This is a genomic window from Pseudobutyrivibrio sp. LB2011, from assembly GCF_000701765.1.
Classification (GTDB): domain Bacteria; phylum Bacillota; class Clostridia; order Lachnospirales; family Lachnospiraceae; genus Pseudobutyrivibrio; species Pseudobutyrivibrio ruminis.
In genome coordinates, this window is the sequence record NZ_JNJS01000004.1 from 293,453 (window position 1) to 316,367 (window position 22,915).

At 39.4% G+C, this 22,915-nt stretch carries 24 protein-coding genes; 18 read left to right on the top strand and 6 right to left on the bottom strand.

Features of this window, described 5'->3' with window-relative positions; genetic code table 11:
- Positions 1-6 precede the first annotated feature (6 nt).
- From T375_RS08715 to T375_RS08730, 4 genes are all read right to left on the bottom strand, one after another.
- Positions 7-666 carry a hypothetical protein gene (locus T375_RS08715; protein ID WP_044937395.1) on the bottom strand — a complete coding sequence of 220 codons (660 nt, stop codon included), beginning with the start codon at positions 664-666 and terminating at the stop codon, positions 7-9.
- The gene (locus T375_RS08720) at positions 663-2,162 is read right to left on the bottom strand and encodes a TrkH family potassium uptake protein (RefSeq protein ID WP_044937397.1); all 1,500 of its coding nucleotides are present in this window, start codon (positions 2,160-2,162) and stop codon (positions 663-665) included. The genes T375_RS08715 and T375_RS08720 overlap by 4 nt, the downstream gene beginning before the upstream one ends.
- A 6-nt stretch (positions 2,163-2,168) precedes the next feature.
- Complete coding sequence (gene trkA, locus T375_RS08725; protein ID WP_044937399.1) at positions 2,169-3,557, bottom strand: Trk system potassium transporter TrkA; 1,389 nt, start codon at positions 3,555-3,557, stop codon at positions 2,169-2,171.
- 66 nt (positions 3,558-3,623) lie between these two features.
- A complete protein-coding gene (locus T375_RS08730) occupies positions 3,624-4,124 on the bottom strand; it encodes a hypothetical protein (protein ID WP_044937401.1) in 501 nt (166 codons plus the stop codon).
- A 127-nt stretch (positions 4,125-4,251) separates the two neighbouring features.
- On the opposite strand from T375_RS08730, the gene guaA reads away from it, so the two are divergent.
- The 13 genes from guaA (at position 4,252) to T375_RS08795 (ending at position 17,166) form a co-directional block, all read left to right on the top strand.
- Positions 4,252-5,799, top strand: coding sequence for a glutamine-hydrolyzing GMP synthase (gene guaA / locus T375_RS08735; RefSeq protein WP_044937403.1), 1,548 nt, complete (start codon positions 4,252-4,254; stop codon positions 5,797-5,799).
- A gap of 622 nt (positions 5,800-6,421) precedes the next feature.
- Positions 6,422-7,219: a hypothetical protein gene (locus tag T375_RS08740; RefSeq protein WP_044937405.1), complete on the top strand. Its 798-nt coding sequence runs from the start codon at positions 6,422-6,424 to the stop codon at positions 7,217-7,219.
- A 70-nt stretch (positions 7,220-7,289) separates the two neighbouring features.
- A complete protein-coding gene (locus T375_RS08745) occupies positions 7,290-7,802 on the top strand; it encodes a DJ-1/PfpI family protein (protein ID WP_044937406.1) in 513 nt (170 codons plus the stop codon).
- Positions 7,803-8,072: 270 nt separating this feature from the next.
- Positions 8,073-8,522 (top strand): GNAT family N-acetyltransferase, encoded by a 450-nt coding sequence (locus T375_RS08750; protein ID WP_081822013.1) that lies wholly within the window; start codon positions 8,073-8,075, stop codon positions 8,520-8,522.
- A 1-nt stretch (position 8,523) separates the two neighbouring features.
- A complete protein-coding gene (locus tag T375_RS08755; protein WP_044937408.1) occupies positions 8,524-9,402 on the top strand; it encodes an SPL family radical SAM protein in 879 nt (292 codons plus the stop codon).
- Positions 9,403-9,455: 53 nt separating this feature from the next.
- Positions 9,456-10,298 carry a damage-control phosphatase ARMT1 family protein gene (locus tag T375_RS08760; protein ID WP_044937409.1) on the top strand — a complete coding sequence of 281 codons (843 nt, stop codon included), beginning with the start codon at positions 9,456-9,458 and terminating at the stop codon, positions 10,296-10,298.
- A 35-nt stretch (positions 10,299-10,333) separates the two neighbouring features.
- Positions 10,334-11,161: a deoxyribonuclease IV gene (locus tag T375_RS08765; protein ID WP_044937411.1), complete on the top strand. Its 828-nt coding sequence runs from the start codon at positions 10,334-10,336 to the stop codon at positions 11,159-11,161.
- Between the two features lie 25 nt (positions 11,162-11,186).
- Positions 11,187-11,858, top strand: a complete 672-nt coding sequence (locus T375_RS08770; protein ID WP_044937413.1) for a methyltransferase family protein — start codon at positions 11,187-11,189, stop codon at positions 11,856-11,858.
- 13 nt (positions 11,859-11,871) lie between these two features.
- On the top strand, positions 11,872-12,507 hold the full coding sequence (locus T375_RS08775) for a methylated-DNA--[protein]-cysteine S-methyltransferase (protein ID WP_044937414.1): 636 nt from the start codon (positions 11,872-11,874) through the stop codon (positions 12,505-12,507).
- 21 nt (positions 12,508-12,528) lie between these two features.
- Complete coding sequence (locus T375_RS08780) at positions 12,529-12,882, top strand: arsenate reductase family protein (protein WP_044937417.1); 354 nt, start codon at positions 12,529-12,531, stop codon at positions 12,880-12,882.
- 28 nt (positions 12,883-12,910) lie between these two features.
- Complete coding sequence (locus T375_RS08785) at positions 12,911-13,213, top strand: Dabb family protein (protein ID WP_044937419.1); 303 nt, start codon at positions 12,911-12,913, stop codon at positions 13,211-13,213.
- 106 nt (positions 13,214-13,319) lie between these two features.
- Positions 13,320-15,824 carry a response regulator gene (locus T375_RS13285; RefSeq protein ID WP_049960371.1) on the top strand — a complete coding sequence of 835 codons (2,505 nt, stop codon included), beginning with the start codon at positions 13,320-13,322 and terminating at the stop codon, positions 15,822-15,824.
- Positions 15,817-17,166 (top strand): ABC transporter substrate-binding protein, encoded by a 1,350-nt coding sequence (locus tag T375_RS08795; RefSeq protein ID WP_044937421.1) that lies wholly within the window; start codon positions 15,817-15,819, stop codon positions 17,164-17,166. Before T375_RS13285 ends, T375_RS08795 begins: the two co-directional genes overlap by 8 nt.
- A 2-nt stretch (positions 17,167-17,168) precedes the next feature.
- Here T375_RS08795 and T375_RS08800 read toward each other — a convergent pair whose 3' ends face one another.
- On the bottom strand, positions 17,169-17,750 hold the full coding sequence (locus tag T375_RS08800) for an Hpt domain-containing protein (protein WP_044937424.1): 582 nt from the start codon (positions 17,748-17,750) through the stop codon (positions 17,169-17,171).
- A gap of 84 nt (positions 17,751-17,834) precedes the next feature.
- Between T375_RS08800 and T375_RS08805 the strand changes: the two genes are divergently transcribed.
- The 5 genes from T375_RS08805 to T375_RS08825 all read left to right on the top strand — a co-directional run bounded on the left by T375_RS08805 (position 17,835) and on the right by T375_RS08825 (position 21,435).
- Entirely contained in the window at positions 17,835-18,836 is a 1,002-nt protein-coding gene (locus T375_RS08805) for an HD domain-containing phosphohydrolase (protein ID WP_044937426.1), read from the top strand.
- A gap of 209 nt (positions 18,837-19,045) precedes the next feature.
- Positions 19,046-19,462, top strand: coding sequence for a 2-thiouracil desulfurase family protein (locus T375_RS08810; RefSeq protein ID WP_044937427.1), 417 nt, complete (start codon positions 19,046-19,048; stop codon positions 19,460-19,462).
- 14 nt (positions 19,463-19,476) lie between these two features.
- A complete protein-coding gene (locus tag T375_RS08815) occupies positions 19,477-20,007 on the top strand; it encodes a cysteine hydrolase family protein (protein WP_044937430.1) in 531 nt (176 codons plus the stop codon).
- A 51-nt stretch (positions 20,008-20,058) separates the two neighbouring features.
- A complete protein-coding gene (locus tag T375_RS08820) occupies positions 20,059-20,541 on the top strand; it encodes a GNAT family N-acetyltransferase (RefSeq protein ID WP_044937432.1) in 483 nt (160 codons plus the stop codon).
- 18 nt (positions 20,542-20,559) lie between these two features.
- The gene (locus T375_RS08825) at positions 20,560-21,435 is read left to right on the top strand and encodes an aldose 1-epimerase family protein (protein ID WP_044937435.1); all 876 of its coding nucleotides are present in this window, start codon (positions 20,560-20,562) and stop codon (positions 21,433-21,435) included.
- Here the strand turns inward: T375_RS08825 and T375_RS08830 are convergent.
- Positions 21,432-22,793 (bottom strand): MATE family efflux transporter, encoded by a 1,362-nt coding sequence (locus tag T375_RS08830; RefSeq protein WP_044937438.1) that lies wholly within the window; start codon positions 22,791-22,793, stop codon positions 21,432-21,434. The genes T375_RS08825 and T375_RS08830 overlap by 4 nt on opposite strands.
- Positions 22,794-22,915 lie beyond the last annotated feature (122 nt).

The following is a 22,915-nucleotide window of genomic DNA, read 5'->3' on the forward strand; positions in this document are numbered from 1 at the left end:
TCTATTTTATTTTTTTTGTGACAAAAAGTCAAAAAGAGTTGTATTTGTCTGATTATTGATTGAAGCCCCATTTTCTGCCATTTCTCCGGAATCTCCACAGATATCTACACCATATATTTCATGTGTGGAAAAAATCTTTTCCAGAATATCTGTCATTTCAGGCAATGTCATTGTTCCCTGGTCCCAATCTGTGATGGCATAATCGGTGGATAGTATATCCTTGTCGATAGAAATGTATAGTGGTAAATCAGTGGGAATATCAGCAATATCAGGCATTTCACCAACACCAAAAGTATAAACATTCTTTAGGTGAGGCAATGTCTCCTTTGCCTCCAACACCCAGCCGCCGCAAGAGGTTATCATTCCAAAGCTTGGAGGCTGATCGTCAGGATGATGATCAAATAAAACCAGATTGAAATCTACATCTATTTTGCTCAACCAAAGAAGGGTGAGATAGTGGTAGTTGCCGGAATCGATAAAGTGAATACCATCGGAGGGTTCGTTGCTTATTCGTTTTATAAGCTCTGCCTTGGCCACATCGTCAAGATAGCATCTGGTGCCTTCAATATCTCGACAGTCTATAATATTAAGTTTTTCGTTAGATTGATAAAATGACTGATGCAAATAGGCATCAGTCATTTCTAAAATAGTTGTATTTAATTTCATTTTTTAAGTACTTTTCCTGCGTGTTTCAATTCTTTACAGCGACGTTTCTTAAATAAATCAGTCCATATATTAGGATGGAAGAGCATGAGAATTGGGAACAATTCAAGTCGGCCGGCAAGCATATCAAAGATAAGGATAATCTTTGAAAAATCACTGAAGAAAGCAAAGTTTGCTGCTGGGCCAACCATGCTAAGTCCAGGTCCAATGTTACTCATTGTGGCGATAACTGCTGTAAATATAGTTGAAAAATCCAAATCTTCGAATGAAAGTGCAAATACACTTACAAAGAAGATGAGCATGAATGTTCCAAAAAATACGTTGTTGGAACGGATTGTATCGTGGTTAACCGGCTTGCCATCCATGCGAGTTTTTCTGACGCTTCTAGGATGGATGTAGCTGATTAACTCTTTGTGGACAGCCTTTCCCATAAGTACGAATCGGGATACCTTGATACCACCACCGGTTGAACCGGCGCAGGCACCAATAAACATCAGAAGTACAAGTACGCATCGGCTGGTCTGTGGCCACTGGGCAAAATCTGCAGTAGAAAAACCAGTAGATGATTGAATTGATGTTACCTGGAATGCTGCCTTTGTTACAGCATCAAATAGGTTTGCACTGCTATTTAAAATGTTTATAGTGATGATTCCAATAGAACCAACTGTAAGTGCGGTGTACATTTTAACTTCTTCCATTCTGAACGCATCTCTTGCGTGATGGAAGAGTAGGTAGTAGTAAAAGTTAAAGTTTACACCAAATATAAACATGAATGCGGCAACAATCCACTGACATGCAACGTTGAAACCAGCAATACTATTGGCATAGATACCAAATCCACCAGTACCAGCTGTAGCGATAGAGGTGTTGATAGCTTCAAATGGTGTCATGCCTGCAATAAGTAGTAGTATGAATTCTAAAAGTGTAAGTCCAATGTAGATGAGGTAAAGCATCTGGGCAGTGTTTTTTAGCTTAGGAACAAGCTTTCCAACAGAAGGTCCAGGCGATTCTGCTTTCATCAGATTGAACTGAGAGCCCTCACCACCGGCAAGTGGAATGACAGTAAGCAGGAATACTAAAACTCCCATACCACCAACAAAGTGAGTGAAGCTTCGCCAAAATAGTGAGGCGTGAGTAAGCAACTCTACGTTATCAAGTATGGATGCACCAGTGGTGGTGAATCCGGAAACTGCCTCAAATAAAGCATCTACATAATGTGGAATCTCTCCGCTAAGGCGAAGTGGAAGGGCACCGATTACAGAAAGGGCAACCCATGAAGCACCTGTGCAGAAGAATCCTTCTTTTAAATAGAAAACAAATTTCTTTGGACGGAAATAGCTGTTTAGGATTCCAATGATTAGGCAAGGGAACGCAACAACTGCGTAGTAAATCCATACATCCTCGTGATATATGAGAGCTACCATGATAGGAAGCATAAGGAACAAGCCTAAAAATCCAACAACATATCCTAAAATAAAACGAATAACGGAAGTATTCATATCCGATTACCTCAATGTATCAAGTATAGAGCCGAAGCCAGTATGGGTTGTGACAACCATTACAGTATCACCAACTTCAATAGTGTCAGAACCGCTAGGGATGATGATTGTACCGTTGCGGTTGATAAAGGCGATAAGCACATTGTCTTTAAACTGGAGAACAGAGAATGGGACTCCAGTTGCCTTTGACTGCTCACTAATATTGAACTCAATGGCCTCTACCTTTTGATCGAACAGGTGGTAGAGTGTAAGAATATCATCACCATCGCCAGATGCACTCTTTGCACGTACATAAGCGATAATTGATTCGGCTGTGATATGTCGTGGATAAACCACTGAACCTAAATTGAGCTGAGACAGTACGTTATCAAAACTGATTCTATTAACCTTTGTAACAACCTTTGCATTGCTAACCTGATTAGCATAAAGAGTTAAAAGGATGTTTTCTTCATCAATTCCAGTGAGAGGAACGAAGCTTTCTACGTATTCAATGCCTTCTTCTCTAAGTAGGGCTTCATCACCACCATCTCCATTAATGATAGTAGCTTTTGGAAGCATAACAGAAAGCTCCTCGCAGCGCTCCTTATCACGCTCAATGATTCGTACATTGATTCTGGCCTGGAGCAATAGTTTTGCCAGGTAGAAAGAAGATTTTCCACCACCAACAATTAAGCAATCACGAACCTGGCGTGTTTTGAATCCGATTTCATTAAGGAAGGTACGTGCAAATCGTCTAGCACCTACGGCACAAACAATATCACCAGCCTTGAGAGTGTAATCACCGGATGGGATTACAACATCACTGCCGCGTTTTACAGCAGTAATCAGAACCTTGCTGGAAATATTTGAACTTAAGTCTTTGATAGTAAGACCATCCAAAACATTTCCCTCTTCAATAGCGAACTCAACAAGCTCAGCCTGGCCGTGAGCAAATGAAGAGACTTCAAGAGTAGATGGCAATGAGAGAATAGAAGAAATCTCCCTAGCAGCTTCAAACTCTGGGTTGATAATCATAACGAGACCCAGCTTCTCCTGAAGATATGAAATTTCCTTTGAATAGTCTGGATTTCTAACTCTGGCGATAGAAGCGCAGTCACCTACCTGCTTTGCAATTGTACAGCATAGTAGATTCAGCTCATCAGAGTTTGTAACGGCAATAATGAGGTCTGCATCTTTAATGCCAGCCTCAACCTGAATGCTGTAGCTGGCACCATTTCCTTGAATTCCCATTATGTCGTATAGATTTGTAAGATTATCGATTCGATCCTGTTTTTGATCGATTACAACAATATCGTGACCTTCTTTAGAAAGTCTATCAACAAGGGTACGGCCAACTTTACCGCATCCTACGATGATTATTTTAAGTCCTCGTTTTGAGGATTTGCCAAAAGCCATTTTATTGCCTCCGAATAAACAAAATATTACATATTAAATGTAGTCGAATAGAGGCAAAAATTCAAGTTAAATTCGCACATCGACTCTTCTAGTAATACGCTTTGCAGCGTTATATAAATCAGACAAGTATTGGGAGTCTTTATCAAAGAAGTCTGAGAACTTGCTGACAGAGTAGTTTTTTGAAGCATTTTCATATAGTGACATACTGCCATCTTTATTTACAGTAATACCAATTTTGGCCAAATCAGAAGCATATTGAGTATTAAGGTTTTTAATAGTAGATGCTGCATTTTTTACAGAAGTGCTTCCCTTACCATATTTAACTGCAGATTCAAGGGTATTGTTCATGGTGTCAGTGAAGGCTTTTAGCTTCTCCTGAATCTGGTCTTTGGTTACATCTTCGAACTTATAATCCTGGAGATTTCTGATGGCGTTGCGCAGAGCAGTAGCGTCAGCAAAAGAAAGGGTACCAGTGGTAGAATTCTTTCTAGTAGAGCCACTTGCTACCGAAGAATAGTGATTGTAAAACAATCTTATGCTTAATGAATTGGTTACGCTTACACTCATAGAAACTCCTTTATCTTCATATCTAAATATTGTATCGAATGAAATCCTGTTAATATTAAGTTTTTTTGTTGAAGATTTTGAAAATTTAATCTATACTTTAGAAAAATTTATCTAGTAAGGAGCTGCTATGAATCAAGAAAAAGTCATTGTTATTGATTTCGGCGGACAATACAATCAGCTTGTGGCACGTCGTGTCAGAGAATGTAATGTCTATTGTGAGATTTATTCTTATCGTACCCCTATCGACCAAATTAAAGAGATGAATCCTAAAGGAATAATCCTGACAGGAGGTCCTAATTCATGTTATGAGGAAGAGGCACCTACCTATACTAAGGAACTTTTTGAACTTGGTATACCAGTGCTTGGGCTTTGCTATGGCGCACAGCTTATGATGCATGTCCTTGGTGGTAAGGTTGAGAAAGCGCCAGTTCGTGAATATGGCAAAACTGAGACATTTATTGACGGATCAAAGGATACTCTTTTTGCAGGTGTTGAGGACTCAACAGTTGTTTGGATGAGTCACTTTGACTATATTTCTTCAGTGGCACCTGGGTTTGATATCATTGCTCATACAAATGATTGCCCGGTTGCAGCAGCAGCTTGTGAAGAAAAAAAGCTTTACGCTATCCAGTTCCATCCAGAGGTACTCCACACTGTTCGTGGAAAGGAAATCCTTCATAACTTTGTAAGAAACATCTGTCAGACAGCTGGCACATGGCGTATGGATTCCTTTGTTGAGCAGACAATCGGAGAAATTAGAGAGCGCGTAGGTTCAGGAAAAGTGCTTCTTGCTCTTTCTGGTGGTGTTGATTCATCTGTTCTAGCAGCGCTTCTTGCAAAGGCAATTGGAAAGCAGCTTACATGTGTTTTCGTTGATCATGGCCTTCTTCGTAAAAATGAGGGTGATGAGGTAGAATCAGTATTTGGTCCAGAAGGCTCATTTGATATTAATTTTGTTCGTGTCAACGCAGCAGAGCGTTATTACGCAAAGCTTGCTGGTGTTGAAGAGCCAGAACGCAAGCGTAAAATCATTGGCGAGGAATTTATTCGAGTATTCGAGGAAGAAGCAAAGAAAATTGGCACTGTTGATTTCCTTGCACAGGGAACTATTTATCCAGACGTTGTTGAGTCAGGACTTGGCGGTGAGTCAGTAGTTATCAAGTCTCACCATAATGTAGGTGGACTTCCTGACTATGTTGATTTCAAAGAAATCATCGAGCCACTTCGCAATCTTTTCAAGGACGAAGTACGTAAGGTTGGTTTAGAGCTTGGATTGCCAGAATACCTTGTATTCCGTCAGCCATTCCCAGGCCCAGGCCTTGGTATTCGTATCATCGGAGAGGTTACAGCAGAAAAGGTTCGCATCGTTCAGGATGCTGATTATATTTATCGTACAGAGCTTGCAGAGGCAGGCCTTGCAAAGCTCCCAGATCAGTACTTCGCAGCACTTTCAAACATGCGCTCAGTAGGCGTTATGGGCGACGAGCGTACATACGACTACGCAGTAGTACTTCGCGCCGTTGAAACAGTAGACTTCATGACAGCAGAAGCTTCTGAGATTCCATTCGAAGTTCTTCAGCGTGTAATGAGCCGCATCATCAACGAGGTTAAGGGCGTCAACCGCGTAATGTACGATCTTACTTCTAAGCCACCAGGAACTGTGGAATTAGAGTAGAGTTTATTGCTCTGAGAACATTGAGAATTCAATGTCCTCAGAGCTTTTTTATTGTCTCGTGACAATAAAATGACAATATCTGGTATTTGATTTGTAGATAGATTGGTTTATCATTCAGATTTTCAGGATTGGGTATTGACAAAGTTGCTTTTGGACGTTATATTATCATTCAAGTTATGAAAAGTGTTCTATTTTTATCACTTATTTGGCAATTCGCCACAGTTTTCACGGTTGGAAAGAGAATGAAATAGCAGAAGTACAGTGATTATACGGTTTTTTATGAAAATAACTGTACGCTAATAAAAGCGAAAAGAGCTTAGATTATGATGATACAGTTTTTTTGATGCTGTCATCTAAAAACACTGTCATGGTTTATTTATATCGACAGTGATTTTTATACTATAGCCAGAAAACACTGTTTAAGTTTAAAATGAGCGGTTTGTTGTACAGTTATTTATCACAAGAGATAAAAAATAACTGTACATTTATGTAAACAGAAAATTTCAATACAGTTTTTTTGAGGAGATTTCTAAAATAACTGTATAGGGCAACAACTTATTTGAAATGAGGAGCTTTAGAATAGGCAAGGATGTATTAACAAAATAATTGACGTGGAGGAGTAATGGAAAATCATAAAAAGAAGTTAGAAGAACAGATACAAGAGCTAAATATTCTTATAAAGCGCTCTGATAGAAATGTATCTAAGTACAAGGATTTAGGCAATGGGCAGATTCATGTATCTCGATGCCGTGGCAATTTTCAATATTATTATGTTGATAAGATGAATGGCATAAGAAAGTATATGGGGGCTGAGGATGAGAAAGCTATTAGAAAATATATTCAAAAAGATTATGAACTTGCATTAAATGAGAAATTAAAGATATTGCATAAACGTATAGACAAGTTTATCAGTCTATATGATATAAAAGAATTAACGGATGTATATGACAATTTGAATGAAGGACGGAAAAGATATGTAACCCCACTAATAGAGCCTGATGATATATATATTCAAAACTGGTTAGAAAAACATCCGGGGCAGCAGAATCCATTCCCAGAAGAAGGTCTATTTCAGACAAATCGAGGAGAGATGGTACGATCAAAGTCGGAAAAGATTATTGCTGATGCTTTGGATAAGTATAATGTTCCTTATCAATATGAGTCGATGTTAGAACTGGGCTATAGTACGGTATATCCTGACTTTGTTGCATTGAATACAATTACAAGAAAGACTATTTATTGGGAGCATCTAGGGATTCTTTCGGATATGGATTATGCAACAAAGAATTTTAAGAAGATACATAGTTATGAGAAAAATGGTTACCTTCAAGGGAGGAATTTGATTACAACTATGGAGTCATCAGATGCACCAATTGATGTTAGGCTTGTAGAAGAGAAAATACGAGAGTTTTTGTTGTAGATATGGACGGCAATACACAATATTGTTATAATGCGGATTAATAACTAGATAGGAAGGTAGAATTATATTTATGAAAACAGTTGTATTATTATATGAGACTTGTTGTATTTATGAAATCGTAATTACGAATTATTTTCTTCAGTGCACTGGACATGAAATAGTATTTGCTACAGTAGATGGAAAGTCAGTTACGGCACAGGAAAAGTTTTCTTTGAATGCAACTTGTGCATTAAGAGAGATTGACCCTAAAGATGTGGAACTTCTCTTGGTGCCAGGTGGCGACATTTCAACCATTGATAATGAAGAAGTATATTCCTTTATCCGTGCAGTTGTGGACAATAAGGGAATTGTTGCAGGAATATGCAATGGTGTGGATGAATTAGACAACGCAGGAGTATTAACAGGGATAGAATCAACACATTCTACTAATGATGATTTGGTTGTTGGCGAGTATGTAATTACTGCAAGGGCCAATATGTATGTTGATATGGCCATAGCTATAGGAAAAAAGATGAATCTTTTTGCAGATGAGGCAGATTTGCAGGAGACTATCGATTTTTGGAAATTACATAAATCATTTTAGTACTCTTGCGCAACTTATAAAACCTGTGTATAATCCATTTTATAAACAATCAAAGAAAGAGGAGGTGTTCAATTATGATGAATAGAAAAAATACTATTTCTGAATATCTGTTGAAGGCCTCGGTTGTTTCATAAAAAGAATTCTATTTACCGTGGCTAAGTGCCACGGTGTTTTTGTATAATAAGGGCAGTTCTTTAACATTTCACAAGTCTTCATAGATGTTCATACAAGATTTTAGAAACTAGCATAAACATTTTATGGAGGATTCACATGATTAATCTTAGGAAAATAACAGAAGAAAACTTTATTGATGCGTTTAATTTGAAATTGGGCGAGGGACAGGAGAAGTTTGTTTCTAATCCAATACGCAGCCTAGCTCAGGCATATGTATATCGTGACCAATGTCAGCCATTTGGGATTTATAATGATGATGAGATGGTTGGATATGTGATGGTGATTTACGACTATGACATTCCAGAATATGACATCTGGCATATGATGATTGACGAAGCACATCAGGGCAAAGGCTATGGAAAAGAAGCTCTAAAGCGGGTCATGGCCTACATTAAAACCAAGCCTTTTGGAAACTCGGATAGAGTGACACTAACATGTAATCTAGAGAATGATAACGCCTTAGCGCTGTATCATGGTATGGGTTTTGCAGAGACTGGGGTAGCGGACGAGGATGAGATAGAATTATCATTGACGATGGAGGACTAGAATGCATTTCGTAAATGCGAAGGGGATATTAACTGCAAATAATGGCCGATGCGGTATGAACATATATCGTGGTTGCACTCACGGCTGTGTTTATTGCGATAGCAGAAGCAAATGCTATCAGTTTACCCATGCCTTTGAGGATATTGAGGTGAAGCTGAATGCTCCAGAGCTTTTAGAGGCTGCGCTTAAATCAAAAAGAAAAAAATGTATGATTGGCACAGGTTCTATGTCAGATCCATATATGCACTGCGAAGAACAGTTAAAGCTCACAAGACAATGCCTAGAAATTATTTCTAAATATGAATTTGGCATAGCGATTCAGACAAAGTCAGACAGGATTCTTAGGGATATTGATCTTTTGGATGAAATTAATCAGAAGGCAAAGGCTGTTGTGCAAATGACACTGACCACTTACGACGATGACCTGTGTTCTGTCATAGAACCAAACGTATGTAACACAAAGCGAAGGATACAAGTGTTAGAGGAGATGCAAAAGCGTGGCATTCCAACAGTGGTTTGGCTCACGCCGATACTGCCTTTTATAAACGATACAGAAGAAAACGTAAATGCGATACTAGAAGAATGTATTCGCGTAGGTGTGAAGGGCATTATTTGTTTTGATATGGGCGTGACCCTGAGGGAAGGTGACAGGGAATATTTTTATGAGGCCTTGGATAAAAATTTTCCAGGATTGAAAGAAAAATACATTAGAACCTATGGCAATTCCTATAATGTACCAAGCCCTAACGACAAAAAACTAATGCAACTATTTGAGGATACTTGTAAAGCGCATAACATCCTTTATAAACCTGATGATTGCTTTAGCTACTTGAATGATTTACCCGAGAGATATGAACAGCTGACGCTAGATTTGATATAATCATTTGCAAGGCAGGCTCAAGAGTTTGCATATGGAAGAGGAGATTATACTGAATGAAACTGACACCAAGTTGTGCAAAATGCATGTATGATAGACAACAGCTAAAGACTGATGACAAGGAATATTTAAAAGAGGTTAAAAATATACTTGATAATCGTGATGAAAATGCATGTAGTGCAGAGATGAATTTTGCATTTAATAAGGCATATGAAAAATACATTGGACCAATGCCTAGTTTTAGAGACATCAATAAAAAATATAATGATTTAGTACTTTCCATGGAACATGGCTTAGAAGAGAAAATAGAAGCAAGCGATAATCCGCTTGCTACTGCTCTTGTGATGGCTCGAATTGGGAATTATATCGATTTTGGTGTGATGCAGGATGTAGATGAAAATACATTTTTTGAGCTATTCAAAGACACTGACATGAGAGCTGATGAGCAGGCGACATTTGAATCTTTTTGCAAGCAGTGCAGCAGTGCGAAAACATTTTTACTTCTCACAGATAATTGTGGAGAGATTGTGCTGGATAAACTTTTCCTTCGCCAGCTTAAAAAGCAGTTCCCAAATCTTGAAATAACTGTAATGGTTCGTGGCGGTGAAGCATATAATGATGCTACTATAGAAGATGCAAAATATGTTGGTTTGACAGACGAGTTTACCATAATTACGAATGGAGAAAAAATCGCAGGTACAGTTTATAGAAGATTGCAGGGTTTAGCTAAAGATGCAGTTGATAATGCTGATGTTATTCTATCTAAAGGGCAGGCCAATTATGAATCCTTCGCAGGTGATGGGCACCATGCTTTTTTCACTTTTTTATGCAAATGCGATTTGTTTGTAAGCCGATTTAATGTACCAAGACTTACCGGAATGTTTGTTGAGGAAGCATAAGCTCATCGAAAAAAAGACAACTAAGGAGATTTTTAATGATATACATAGGCTGTCACTTATCAGTGACAAACGGATATGAAGCAATGGGACGCCAGATGGTGGATTTTGGAGGAAACACATTTGCATGGTTTACAAGAAATCCACGTGGTGGAAAAGCAAAGGATATAGAGCCGGAAGATGTTGAAAAGCTTCAGCAAATATTGCAGGAGAAGAAATTTGGTACACTTGTAGCTCATGCCAGCTACACTATGAATCTTTGCTCTGCAAAGCCAGAGACCAGAGCGAATGCTCTCGATATGCTTAAGCAGGATTTGCAGAGAATGGAGCAGGTTCCAAATCAGTACTACAATTTCCATCCAGGTTCTCACACGGGCCAAGGCCCAGAAACCGGAATTCAGCAGATTGCTGAAGGACTTAATGAGGCATTATTTGAAGATATGCATACTACAGTACTTCTTGAAACAATGGCTGGCAAAGGCTCAGAGGTGGGCAAAACTTTTGAGGAATTAAGAGAAATTATTGACCGCACTACGCTTAGTGACAAACTGGGAGTTTGCCTTGATACCTGCCATGTTTGGGATGGTGGCTATGATGTCGTAAATGACCTTGATGGTGTGCTTACACAGTTTGATAAAATCATCGGTCTGGACAGATTGAAGGCAATTCATTTTAATGATAGTAAAAATGAATGCGGAGCAGCAAAAGACCGCCATGAGAAGTTAGGCCAGGGCTACATCGGTATGGAAGCCATGAAACGAATTGCAACACATCCTACTCTCCAAAATCTTCCATTTATTTTGGAAACACCAAATGATGATGCAGGATATATCGAGGAAATAGCAATTGTAAACAGCTGGATGTAAGCTGATTATTGGGGGGGAGCAAGCTATGACAAATAAATTACTGATTTCTGCACTAATTAAGTTTTTTGCTGGAGTAATATTAGTGGTATTGCTGCTATTTCCAGCGGCAGGAAGCTTTGCCTTTTGGCAGGCATGGTTGCTTATGGGAGTGCTTTTTATTCCTATGTTTGTAGCTGGATTGATTCTGATGAAGAAAAATCCAGAGCTTTTGCGGAAGCGATTAAATGCAAAGGAAGAACAGATGGAGCAAAAGGAAGTGGTCTTGTTCAGCGGTCTAATGTTTTTGTCATCCTTCATAATTGCTGGTTTGAATTTCAGATTTTCATGGCTGGTGCTACCAGCGTGGGTGACGATTTTAGGCACAGTACTTTTTCTGTTAGCCTATGCGCTGTATGCCGAAGTGCTTAGGGAAAATGAATATCTTTCAAGAACCATAGAAGTGCAGGACGGCCAGAAGGTGGTTGATACAGGCCTATATGGAATCGTCCGCCATCCAATGTATATGGCAACAGTTCTGCTATTTTTAGCTATGCCAATTATCCTAGGCTCTATTTTTTCATTTGTAATAATGCTTGTATATCTTCCAATCATTGCAAAGCGTATTAGAAATGAGGAGAAGGTTCTAGAAGAAGGGCTTGCTGGATACAAGCAGTACAAAGAACGGGTAAAATATAGGATTATTCCATTTGTTTGGTAAAAGGGGGAATATAATGAAAACCAGAGAGGAAGCATTAAGCTACGGGCTTACATTTCCTTATACATATCAGGAGGCGCCATTTCACGATCCTAACTGGCAACTCATTAGGGTGAAGCAAAGTAAAAAGGCGTTCCTTTGGTCCTATGAAAAAGACGGGCAGATTTGTTTGAATTTGAAATGTGACCCTGAATGGAGAGATTTCTGGAGGCGCACCTATGATGCGGTAATACCGGGGTATCATCAGAATAAGGAGCATTGGAATACTGTAATTCTAGATGGAAGCATTCCAGATGATGATGTTAAGAGAATGATTGCAGAAAGCTATGATCTTGTGACTGATTCTCCTACAAAACGTATATACGAAGCTGTGAAACGTATCCCACAGGGCAAGGTTGCTACATACGGCCAGGTGGCTGCTATGGCAGGCAATCCTAAAATGAGCAGAGCAGTGGGGAATGCCTTACACAAAAATCCAGATTTTGAAAACATTCCTTGCTATCGAGTAGTAAACTCCAAAGGTGAGCTGGCGGATGAGTACGTATTTGGAGGGGCTGGCGTTCAGCAGAATCTTTTAGAGGCTGATGGAATCGTCGTCCAAAACGGAAAGGTAGATCTTGGTAAATTCGGAATGGATATTAATAATATTTAAAATACGAGGAGGACTAGGATTATGATTAAAGTGTATTGTTATGAAAGATGTACTACTTGTAAAAAGGCTTTGAAGTGGCTTGATGATAACAAAATCAAGTACGATTTAATTGATATCAAAGGCAACAATCCAGACAAAGCTACTCTCAAAGCCGCATATGAAAAAAGTAATCAGCCTCTTAAGAAATTCTTCAACACAAGCGGCCAGCTTTACAGAGGGATGGAGCTTTCCAAGAAGCTTCCAGATATGAGTGAGGAAGAACAGCTTAATCTTTTGGCAACAGATGGAATGCTTGTAAAACGCCCGCTTGTTATTACTGATGATACAGTTCTTCTGGGCTTCAAAGAGGCCGAGTGGACACAGGCACTTAAGTAACGAAACAACTAATAAAAGGAGAATAGACATGGTAAAACACATTATTTTATGGACACTTAAGGATGAGCTTTCAGCTGAGGAAAAGGAGCAGGTAAAGCTTGGAATCAAAGAAGGTTTAGAAGGCTTGGCCGGAAAAATCCCAGGAATGATTGATATCAAAGTGAACATCAATGGCCTTGCAAGCTCAAATGCAGATTTAATGCTTGATTCTACATTTGAAAGTGAGGAGGCTCTTAAAGGCTATGCCGTACATCCAGAGCATGTTGCTGTGGCAGATGGAAAGGTGAGACCTTACACTAAAATCAGAAGCTGTCTGGACTTTGAAATCTAGAAATTTGTATTAATTAAAGATTTGTTAACAAATTCCCTGCATGTTAAATGTTATAATTAACCTGTACATTATAAGTTAATTGTGAACTAAGTACAGGGGACGAGAGTTGAAGAAAAGATATATTGTTATCATTAATATTTTGATAGTAGGTTTGATTCTTTTCATTATCGTGAAGTATGCTAACGATAGAGCGGTAGAATCAAATCAGTCTTCGATTGCGTCTTTTGAGAAAATGACAACCACAACAGAGCAGATTGTCGCCAATTATTTGGAGGATGAGCAGCATCTGTGTGATATTTGGGCTAATTACATCAACGGGTCTGCGGAGGCAGGGACTCCTATGACAGTTGATGAGGCCATTTCTTATATTCGAAAAGCAAAAATTTCTCCTGAGATTTCAGGACATCTTATCTATATAGACGATGGCTCTATGGCGGGCATTTCCACTAACGCCAGGTCTACAGATCCATCGGATTACTCAGTAAATTATTCCCATATTAATATTTTTGAAAACTTGGAAATCAGTAACGTGGATGGTGCGGTCAATTTGACTAGGGCTTACACTAATCCACTGAATGGTGTTCAGTCTATCGCTTTTTTAAACAACATTAAGGTCTTGGATAGTGAGACAGAAGAGATGCGAGACGCCCTTATAATTCGAGTGGTTCCTGTAAGCCGTCTGGAGCAGAAGCTGGTATTTTTGAAGGGGGAGTATGAAAATGTGGAGATATCCCTAATAGATTGGGATGGGGACTACATGATTCATGGAAAGTCCTTGAAAAATAGCAATTTCTTTGAGTATTTCAAGTCATATAATCCGATGTCGGCTCAGGAATATAACCAGGTGGTAGAGACGATTCGCACTGACATTGGCTCTATGCATATCTACAATTCTAAGGACGAGGATTGCGTGATAGCTTATACCCCTTTAAGCGGTCTGGATTCATGGTTTTTGGTTGCTTACATTCCAGCTTACGAGCTAACCCTTAACAGGTCCATTGACTGGCTAATCCTGGGAATTGTTGTTGCAGGACTTTTGATTCTTCTTCATTTTAACCTGATGATACTTCTTAATTTCAACCGCAAGCTAACGGTGGCTGCTGAGGCTGCAAACCAGGCAAATGAAGCAAAATCCTATTTCCTGTCTACCATGTCACATGATATTAGGACTCCAATGAATGCCATAATCGGCATGAATGAAATGATTTTAAGAGACAGCCACGATGACGAAATCCTAATGTATTCAGAAAATATCAGGGCCGCAGGAAATACGCTTCTTGGAATTATCAATGATATCCTTGATTTCTCAAAGATTGAAGCAGGGAAAATGGAAATCATTAATGTGGATTATAATTGCGCATCGCTTTTGAATGATATTGTAAATATGGTTCAGAGGAAGGCTGATGAAAAGAATCTTATTTTCAAGCTAGATGTGGACCCAAATATTCCAAGATGTTTGCACGGTGATGAAATAAGAATCAAGCAGGTAATTACCAATATTCTTTCAAACGCTGTGAAATATACAAAGGAGGGCGGCGTAACCTTTTCAATCAACAGCACTAAATGTGAAGACAATCCTGATTATGTAATGCTTCACGTGAGCGTGGAGGATACAGGAATTGGCATTAAAAAGGAGGATTTGGACAAATTATTTGCAGCCTTCGAGCGAATTGATGAAAAGAAGAATCGCAACATAGAAGGAACTGGCCTGGGAATGGCCATTGCCCAAAGCTTCTTGGATATGATGGGAAGCTCAATCCAGGTAGAAAGTGAGTATGGTCGGGGTTCCGTTTTTTCCTTTGATTTAAAACAAAAGGTTGTGAAATGGGAGCCGCTAGGGGAATTTGACTCGGCTTACAAGAGTTTTCTTAAGGAAAGAGAGCAGTACAAAGTACGTTTTGTGGCGCCAGATGCGAGAATTCTGGTGGTTGATGACAATGAGATTAATCTAAAGGTATTTGTAAATCTTCTTAGAGAAACAAAAATTCAGATAGATACGGCGGAGAGCGGAGATGCATGCCTGACTTTATTTAAACGAAATTTCTATGATGTGATTTTCCTGGATCATATGATGCCCGATAAGGATGGCATTGAAACGATAAAGGAAATGAAAGAGTGCACTGACACGCCGAACGCTAAAACACCTGTCATTTGCCTTACTGCAAATGCGGTATCCGGAATGAGGGAAATGTATATAAATGCAGGCTTTGATGATTACCTCACTAAGCCTATTGATACAAGCCGGCTTGAGAATATGCTTTGCACATACATATCTTCAGATTTGATAAAGCAGGTGGACATGGAGCCTGAGCAGAAGCATAAAATCCTGTTAGTGGACGAAGATATCCAATTCTTACGCAAGCTCATGGAATTGCTATCGAATAAATACGAGGTGGCAGTGTCAAAATCTACGGCCCAGGCTACAGCATATTTAAAGTCTCATGAGGCGGACCTAATTATCATGGACGACAAGTTTGATAATCTGGCTGAGGGGGAAATGGACAAGATCATTCGAGATAGTTTTAAGGAGAAGAGTGAAACTGAAATAACATCTTTAATAGATGATTTCTTTGCAAAGGTTGCTGATGAAGAAAGGAGAGAACATGAATAAACAGATTAAAACAATATTAGCTATGACTTTCATATCAATGCTGGCGATTACATCGGCAGGCTGTGGACAGACTCAAAATCAGAGTCTGGAACAAAGTGAGACTCAGGTTGATCAGCAAGAAAATTCAACGAACCAGTTCTCCCCAAAATATGAAGCAGACACTGAGTATAAGCTATCTGTGGTGGGAACCTATTCAAACTTTGAATCTCTGGAGAGCACCATCGACAGATTTTACGAGCACTATCCAAATGGTGAGATTGAGTACACATATCTGGATGATTATAGAAATACAATCGGTCCTGCACTTGCTGGGCAGGAGCCACCAGATATCTATGTTGTGCAGCCATGGATGTACGGGGATGAGCAATTTGCACCACTGTTTGATGGGGCAGAGATTTTGTCTGACCCTGAGCTTGAAATCAATTTAGATTGCATTCGTACTAGCGTTAAATGGGAGATGGATGATGGAGAAATCCGCACATTGCCTGTATTTGCCACATCCTACGGAATGCTTGTAAATATGGACATTTTTGAAAAGGAAGGCCTTGAGGTTCCTACCACATTTGAGGAATTGAAGGATGTATGTGGAAAGCTTAAAGAAGCTGGCTATGAATCACCTCTTATGGGAGCAAACACTACAACTACGCCAGGCATCGGCTATGCATTTAGCTATCCTATGTTTGCCAAGACTGTAAAGGATGATAGAAGTATCGAGGAGGGCCTCAATAATTTGGAACCATCAGCAGGTGAGGCAATGAGGCCATCTTTAGAGCGACTACAAGAGCTTGTAGACTCTGGTTGCATAGATGTAGCTAAATGTTCAGCGGAAATCGAAGATGACTACAATTCAGTAATCTTGAGATTTTTCGAAGGAGATGTTCCTATGATGCTTTGCTCAGGCGATGTTGTCTCTGGAACAAAAAAGAGAGAAGGACAGTCCGAAGCTTTTTCGGCTAACCCTTTCAACTATGATTTTTACGTAGCACCTTCTGGAGATGAAGGTGGATACTATATGGATTCAGTTTCCATATTATTCTGCGTTAATAAAAACAGTGCAAACCTGGACATGACAAATGAGTTTATCAGATTCCTTACAAGTGAAAAAGAACTTGGACTCATGGCAGCAGAGAAAAGACTTATTACACCTACCACAGATTATTCCCTTGATGAAGTGTACGCTTCCCTGGCAGATTTCCCAGAGGATAGAACTGTAAACTTCAGGGATACAGAGCTTCTCGATACAGCCGTAAAGCAATATAGAGCAGCAGCCTACGCAATTGTAAATGGAGAAATGACAGTGGATGAAGCCGTTGCAAACTATGGTTCAATACCGACGGAGTAGGTCTATAAGCTACTAAGGATTTGCAGTGCAAGCTCTTTTGCTTCATCGAAATCCAGATTAGAAACGAGCTTATCCAAGTCTTTGATTTGGGTTGAAAGAGCTTCATCACATTTATAGGAAAGAAGCTGTTTTGCAGCATCTTCTGCACTTCCTAAATCAAAGTCGTTCACAGCATTGATGAGCATATTTAGATTATTTGACAGGGCCTCTTTATCAAAGCTTTTTTGAGGCCCAAGGTTATTTAAAGCAAATGGCTCAAGATAAGGCTTTAGACCTTTAAATGTATCTAAAACACCTGGTGTAAGCATCTTGATTTGCTCCACGTCATTGTCCTTGCCGAGTTTTTCTAGAGTAAAGAAATCCTCGCCAAGCTCCATGGCTCCAATCATGCGGCAGGTGGTTTTTAGTGAATGTACTTCGACGGTATAGTTGGATATATTCCCAGATGCAAGATTGGATTCTACTGAAGCGACCTTGTCATCCATTAATTTGTATACATCACCTAGGAGCTCCAAAAAGAGTTCCTCTGAACCAGCGTTTTTGATAGCTTTTTCTACATCAATACCAGGTATATTAATATTCATAAATCGTACTCCTCCATAAGTTGAGTATACCACTATTAAAATCCGGTATAAACTAGCAGGAGGAATGCATTGGGGAGGCAAAAAATGATTCCACAGATTGTAGTTGTAGACGATGATCCTATTATTTTAAAAAAGGCTTGGAATACTCTTACAAGCTCTGGGCTCAAAGCAGTAGTTTTGAAATCCGGAAAGGCACTTTTGGAGTACACCCAGGAAAATCCTGCACCAGACCTTATTCTTATGGATATAAGTATGCCCGAAATGGATGGATTTGAAGTAGTTAAAGAGCTTAAAAAGTGTGAAGCTGGCTGGCGGGATACACCTGTGATTTTCCTGACAGGCAATGAAGATGAAGATACAGAGACAAAGGGGCTTTCACTTGGTGCAATGGACTTTATTAGAAAGCCTTTTGTGGCAAGTGTGCTGGTGCTTAGAGTGAAGCATGCTGTGGAACTTATCAGGCTCCAGAGAAATCTTGAAGGCATGGTTGAGGAGAAAACAAGGGAGAACGAGAACCTTTTTTTGCACGTAGTTGAAAGCCTTGCAGATGCCATCGATGCCAAAGACAACTACACAAAGGGCCATTCAGGACGAGTAGCGATTTATTCAAAAGAGATAGCAAAGAGATATGGCTATGATGAGAAGCACCAGGAACAGATTTTCATGATGGGGCTTCTGCATGATGTTGGAAAAATTGGAGTTCCTGATGAAGTTATTAACAAGCCAGGAAGACTTACAGACGAAGAGTTTGCCAAGATTAAGAAGCATCCGGGCATTGGTGGCAAGATTCTAGGCAATATAAAGGAAATGCCTTCCCTTGCAGCAGGCGCTAAATGGCATCATGAAAGATACGATGGAAAAGGCTATCCAGAGGGCCTTGCTGGCGACGACATTCCTGAGGAAGCCAGAATCATCGCTGTGGCAGATGCCTATGACGCCATGACCAGCAACCGTAGCTATAGGGGAGCTCTGCCTGTTGAAGTGGTCCGCGGAGAGATAGAAAAGGGTAAAGGCTCCCAGTTTGACCCTAAGTTTGCGGATATTATGATAGAAATGATTGATGAAGGGGTGTTCCCAGATGTATAAGCGAATTAGGCTTGTATAGGGCAGTTGATACTATCATTTGGGGGATAATTTGATTTTGTCTATGGAAACATTTGATACTCCGCTTAATAGTAAGGATGTTATACGAGAAATAATGAAATATTGCGTATGATAATTGTTGATTTATAGAACGACAAATGACATAATGTGTGCAATAAAAGCTTGGAATGGGAATAGTGGAGAATACTAATATGGTCATAGGCGTTAGTGCATGTTTACTAGGCGAGAATTGCAAATATAACGGGGGCAATAACTATAGTGAAAAGACCCTTGAATATTTAAAAGGTCATGAGTTAGTACCTGTCTGTCCTGAAGTTTTAGGAGGGCTTCCTACACCAAGGGAATCAGCAGAAATAGTAGATGGTGTTGTAAAGCACAAGGATGGATATTCTGTGGATGCTGAATTTAGAGATGGTGCAGAGAAGGCGTTGCAAATTCTTCTAGATAAGAAAGCAGAGCTTGTGATACTACAATCAAGGAGTCCATCCTGTGGTGTTAATACTATTTATGATGGAACTTTTTCAGGAAATCTAATTCCAGGAAATGGCGTGTTCGTTGAGCTTCTCAAGCAGAATGGAATAAAAGTAGTTGATGTGGCTGACTTATAGAAATGGGGGCAATAATGGTTTTACTTGTTATCGATGTACAAAAAGGAATTACAGACGAGAGATTATACAATTATCAGGAGTTTATAGAAAATACATCAAGGTTGATTCAGACAGCGCGAGAGAATGATGTGGAGGTCATTTATGTACAGCATGACGACGGCCCAGGTTCAGGATTTTCTGTAGGAGATAAGGATTATGAAATTGCAGATCAGGTTGCGCCAATAGGCAATGAGAAGATTTTTACCAAGACAGTGAATAGCTGTTTTGGTAATCCAGACTTTGTATCTTATTTACAGCAGACTGGCACAAGGGAACTCATGATAGTAGGTCTCCAGACCAACTTCTGCATAGATGCCACAGTAAAGTCTGCTTTTGATAGAGGTTATAAGGTTATTGTCCCAGCTGGATGCAATTCTACATTTGATAATAACTACATGAATGCTGAGACTACATACAGATATTACAATGAGATGATGTGGCCTGAGAGGTTTGCAGACTGTGTAGCTGTTAAGGAAGCAGAGCGACTGTTGAAGACTAATTCTTGATAGAACAGACACAAAATGCCATAATGTGTCTAGCAAGAAAGGGAGGACAACATGCGAGTAATAGAAAAAGCTACAGCAAAAGATAAAGACGAAATTTTAAAACTCTATAAGGCACAGCTTGGTAGGGAATATTGCCCTTGGAATGAGTACTATCCTACAATGGAAGAGATAGATTTTGATTTATCTAGGGATGCTTTGCTTGTAATGAGAGAAGATGGCAAGATAATTGCTGCTATTTCAATAGATGACGATGATTCTGTTAACAATTTAGAGTGCTGGACAGATGAATTGCAGCCAGGTGGAGAGCTTTCAAGGCTTGCGGTTAGCCCGGATTGCCAAGGCAAAGGCTTAGCTAAAGAGATGATTGAAAAAGGCCTGGAAGAGCTAAAAAATAGAAGCTATAAGAGCCTTCATTTCCTAGTAAATAGGCATAATCTAAAAGCGCTAAAATGCTATTCAGCATTTAAGTTTAATAAGGTTGGGGAATGTGAGTTGTACGAGCAACCAATGCTTTGCTATGAAATGGAACTATAATTGGAAGGACATGTTATTATGAACTACACATTAGAAAATGACAAAATTAAGCTTACAGTTGCTGAACATGGAGCTGAGATTAAATCACTTATTAGAAAAGCTGATGGGAAGGAGCTTATGTGGCAGGCAGATGCTGCATACTGGGGACGTACAGCACCAGTGCTTTTCCCACTTGTAGGAAACTACTATCAGAAAAAGTCAGTATACAAGGGCCAGACATATGAAATGGGGCAGCACGGTTTTGCCAGAGATATGGATTTTATGCTTGGCAGACAAACTGAAAATGAGCTTGTTTTTTTACTTAAAGATAACGAAGAATCGAGAAAGAAATATCCATTTTCATTCCTCCTTGTAATCACTTACAGATTGGAAAATGATACTGTAAATGTTGAGTGGAAGGTTGAAAATCCAAATGAAGAAACTATGTATTTCTCAATTGGAGGCCATCCTGCATTCAACTGTGATTTAGATACTTATACACTCCGATTCGAAAAAGACAATCAGCCTAATTCAAAGATTACCGCAAATATCATTGCAGATGATGGCAGCGGTTGCTTAGGAGATGAGCAGAAGCAGTTTGAGCTTGAAAATGGAGTACTTGTAATGTCAGATGAGCTTTTCAGCCGTGATGCTCTTATCATTGAGGACAGACAGTCAGACAAAGTGACACTTATTGATGACAAAGGTCAGGATGTAATAGCAGTTAAGTTTGATGCACCACTTTTTGGTGTATGGTCTCCAGTAGGAAAGCACGCACCATTTGTATGTATCGAACCATGGTATGGACGATGCGATAGAGTAGGCTTTAATCAAAAGCTTGAAGAACGTGAATACGGAAATACGTTAAGTATCACAGACATATTCCAGGTAAGCTTTGATATCCAGGTATTTTAAATAGATGAACCTGTCTCAATGGAAATCTTGCTTCTAAAGTAGGTAAGGTATCTAATCCATGCAGTGACGCCACTAATGAGCCAAACAACGCCTGAAGAAATCCAAATTCCTGCTTCGCCAAATCCCAGATAACTGCAGAATAATGCAGGAATAGTGAAGCGGCCGATGACCTCAACAATTCCATTGAATAATGAAAAGAAGGCATCGCCGATTCCTGTTAGGACACCGCGGATGACATAAATCATTCCGAGAGCTAGATAAAACAGGCTAGTAATTCGAAGGCCCATTGCGCCAAGTGAGATGATAGCTTCATCTTCTACAAAAAGCCCTGTGATGGCACGGCCAAAGAACTGCATAATAAAAATTAATACGACGGTTAGTATAATCATGATACGTATACCAGAATAGTATCCTGATAATACACGATCATTTTTCTTGGCACCGAAATTCTGCCCACTAAAGGTAGAAATTGAGGTGCCAAGTGTTGTATATGGCTGATGAATAAGCTGTTCAATTCTGTTTGTAGCTGTAAAGGCTGCCACCACTATTGTGCCGTAGGAATTTACAATTCGCTGAACGGCCATGGAAGATATTGCAATCAATCCAAATTGAATAGACATAGGTACGCCAAGGCGAATGACCTTATAACACATCTGACGGGAAAATTGGATGTCATTGCAGGTAAAACGGAAATACGGATTGGTTCTATAGGCATGGATGCTGCAAAGAATAACTGATGTTAACTGGGAAAGGATAGTAGCAAGTGCTGCGCCTTGAATTCCTTTATGAAGAATACAAACCATAATGATATCTAGTGTGATATTCAAAACGATTGAGAAAATCAAGAAGTATAAAGGTGTTTTTGAATCCCCCAAAGCTCTAAGCATAGAGGATAGAAAATTATATAAAGAAACAAAAAGCAAACCTACACACATATAGCGAGTGTAGGAAATGGCATCAAAAAGAATATTTTCAGGTGTGCTTAGAATTCGTAAAAATTGAGGAACAAAAATAAAGCCCAAAGTACCTATTACAAGTGGCACGATAAGCATAATCAATGCAGTATTAACAATACATTTTTTTACATTGGCATCTTCGTGTGCACCGTAAAATTGGGAAACAACAATTCCGCCGCCTCCGCCTATTCCGTTACACAAGGCAAAAAATAGAAATGTGATAGAACTGGTGGCACCGATAGCAGCGAAAGCGTTTGCACCTACAAATCGGCCAACGATGATAGAATCTGCAAGGTTGTATATTTGCTGAAAGATATTGCCAATAAGGGTTGGAAGGGCGAATAACAGAAGATGTTTAGTTGGGTTTCCTTGAGTCATATCTGTAATATTCTTGCTTGTCATATGTCGTTCTCCTTATGGCACTTTTCCCACATTATATCTGCATTTTTAGGGTATGTCTTAGCAATAATTGCTAACAAAATAATAAGAATAAAAAAATACTTTACTTTAGCTTGGTGAAGCGT

What these genes read in the sequence shown, in the direction of transcription:
- T375_RS08715 (WP_044937395.1), bottom strand. Translation starts at nt 666, where the DNA reads ATGAAATTAAATACAACTATTTTAGAAATGACTGATGCCTATTTGCAT.
- T375_RS08720 (WP_044937397.1), bottom strand. Translation starts at nt 2,162, where the DNA reads ATGAATACTTCCGTTATTCGTTTTATTTTAGGATATGTTGTTGGATTT.
- trkA (WP_044937399.1), bottom strand. Translation starts at nt 3,557, where the DNA reads ATGGCTTTTGGCAAATCCTCAAAACGAGGACTTAAAATAATCATCGTA.
- T375_RS08730 (WP_044937401.1), bottom strand. Translation starts at nt 4,124, where the DNA reads ATGAGTGTAAGCGTAACCAATTCATTAAGCATAAGATTGTTTTACAAT.
- guaA (WP_044937403.1), top strand. Translation starts at nt 4,252, where the DNA reads ATGAATCAAGAAAAAGTCATTGTTATTGATTTCGGCGGACAATACAAT.
- T375_RS08740 (WP_044937405.1), top strand. Translation starts at nt 6,422, where the DNA reads ATGGAAAATCATAAAAAGAAGTTAGAAGAACAGATACAAGAGCTAAAT.
- T375_RS08745 (WP_044937406.1), top strand. Translation starts at nt 7,290, where the DNA reads ATGAAAACAGTTGTATTATTATATGAGACTTGTTGTATTTATGAAATC.
- T375_RS08750 (WP_081822013.1), top strand. Translation starts at nt 8,073, where the DNA reads ATGATTAATCTTAGGAAAATAACAGAAGAAAACTTTATTGATGCGTTT.
- T375_RS08755 (WP_044937408.1), top strand. Translation starts at nt 8,524, where the DNA reads ATGCATTTCGTAAATGCGAAGGGGATATTAACTGCAAATAATGGCCGA.
- T375_RS08760 (WP_044937409.1), top strand. Translation starts at nt 9,456, where the DNA reads ATGAAACTGACACCAAGTTGTGCAAAATGCATGTATGATAGACAACAG.
- T375_RS08765 (WP_044937411.1), top strand. Translation starts at nt 10,334, where the DNA reads ATGATATACATAGGCTGTCACTTATCAGTGACAAACGGATATGAAGCA.
- T375_RS08770 (WP_044937413.1), top strand. Translation starts at nt 11,187, where the DNA reads ATGACAAATAAATTACTGATTTCTGCACTAATTAAGTTTTTTGCTGGA.
- T375_RS08775 (WP_044937414.1), top strand. Translation starts at nt 11,872, where the DNA reads ATGAAAACCAGAGAGGAAGCATTAAGCTACGGGCTTACATTTCCTTAT.
- T375_RS08780 (WP_044937417.1), top strand. Translation starts at nt 12,529, where the DNA reads ATGATTAAAGTGTATTGTTATGAAAGATGTACTACTTGTAAAAAGGCT.
- T375_RS08785 (WP_044937419.1), top strand. Translation starts at nt 12,911, where the DNA reads ATGGTAAAACACATTATTTTATGGACACTTAAGGATGAGCTTTCAGCT.
- T375_RS08795 (WP_044937421.1), top strand. Translation starts at nt 15,817, where the DNA reads ATGAATAAACAGATTAAAACAATATTAGCTATGACTTTCATATCAATG.
- T375_RS08800 (WP_044937424.1), bottom strand. Translation starts at nt 17,750, where the DNA reads ATGAATATTAATATACCTGGTATTGATGTAGAAAAAGCTATCAAAAAC.
- T375_RS08805 (WP_044937426.1), top strand. Translation starts at nt 17,835, where the DNA reads ATGATTCCACAGATTGTAGTTGTAGACGATGATCCTATTATTTTAAAA.
- T375_RS08810 (WP_044937427.1), top strand. Translation starts at nt 19,046, where the DNA reads ATGGTCATAGGCGTTAGTGCATGTTTACTAGGCGAGAATTGCAAATAT.
- T375_RS08815 (WP_044937430.1), top strand. Translation starts at nt 19,477, where the DNA reads ATGGTTTTACTTGTTATCGATGTACAAAAAGGAATTACAGACGAGAGA.
- T375_RS08820 (WP_044937432.1), top strand. Translation starts at nt 20,059, where the DNA reads ATGCGAGTAATAGAAAAAGCTACAGCAAAAGATAAAGACGAAATTTTA.
- T375_RS08825 (WP_044937435.1), top strand. Translation starts at nt 20,560, where the DNA reads ATGAACTACACATTAGAAAATGACAAAATTAAGCTTACAGTTGCTGAA.
- T375_RS08830 (WP_044937438.1), bottom strand. Translation starts at nt 22,793, where the DNA reads ATGACAAGCAAGAATATTACAGATATGACTCAAGGAAACCCAACTAAA.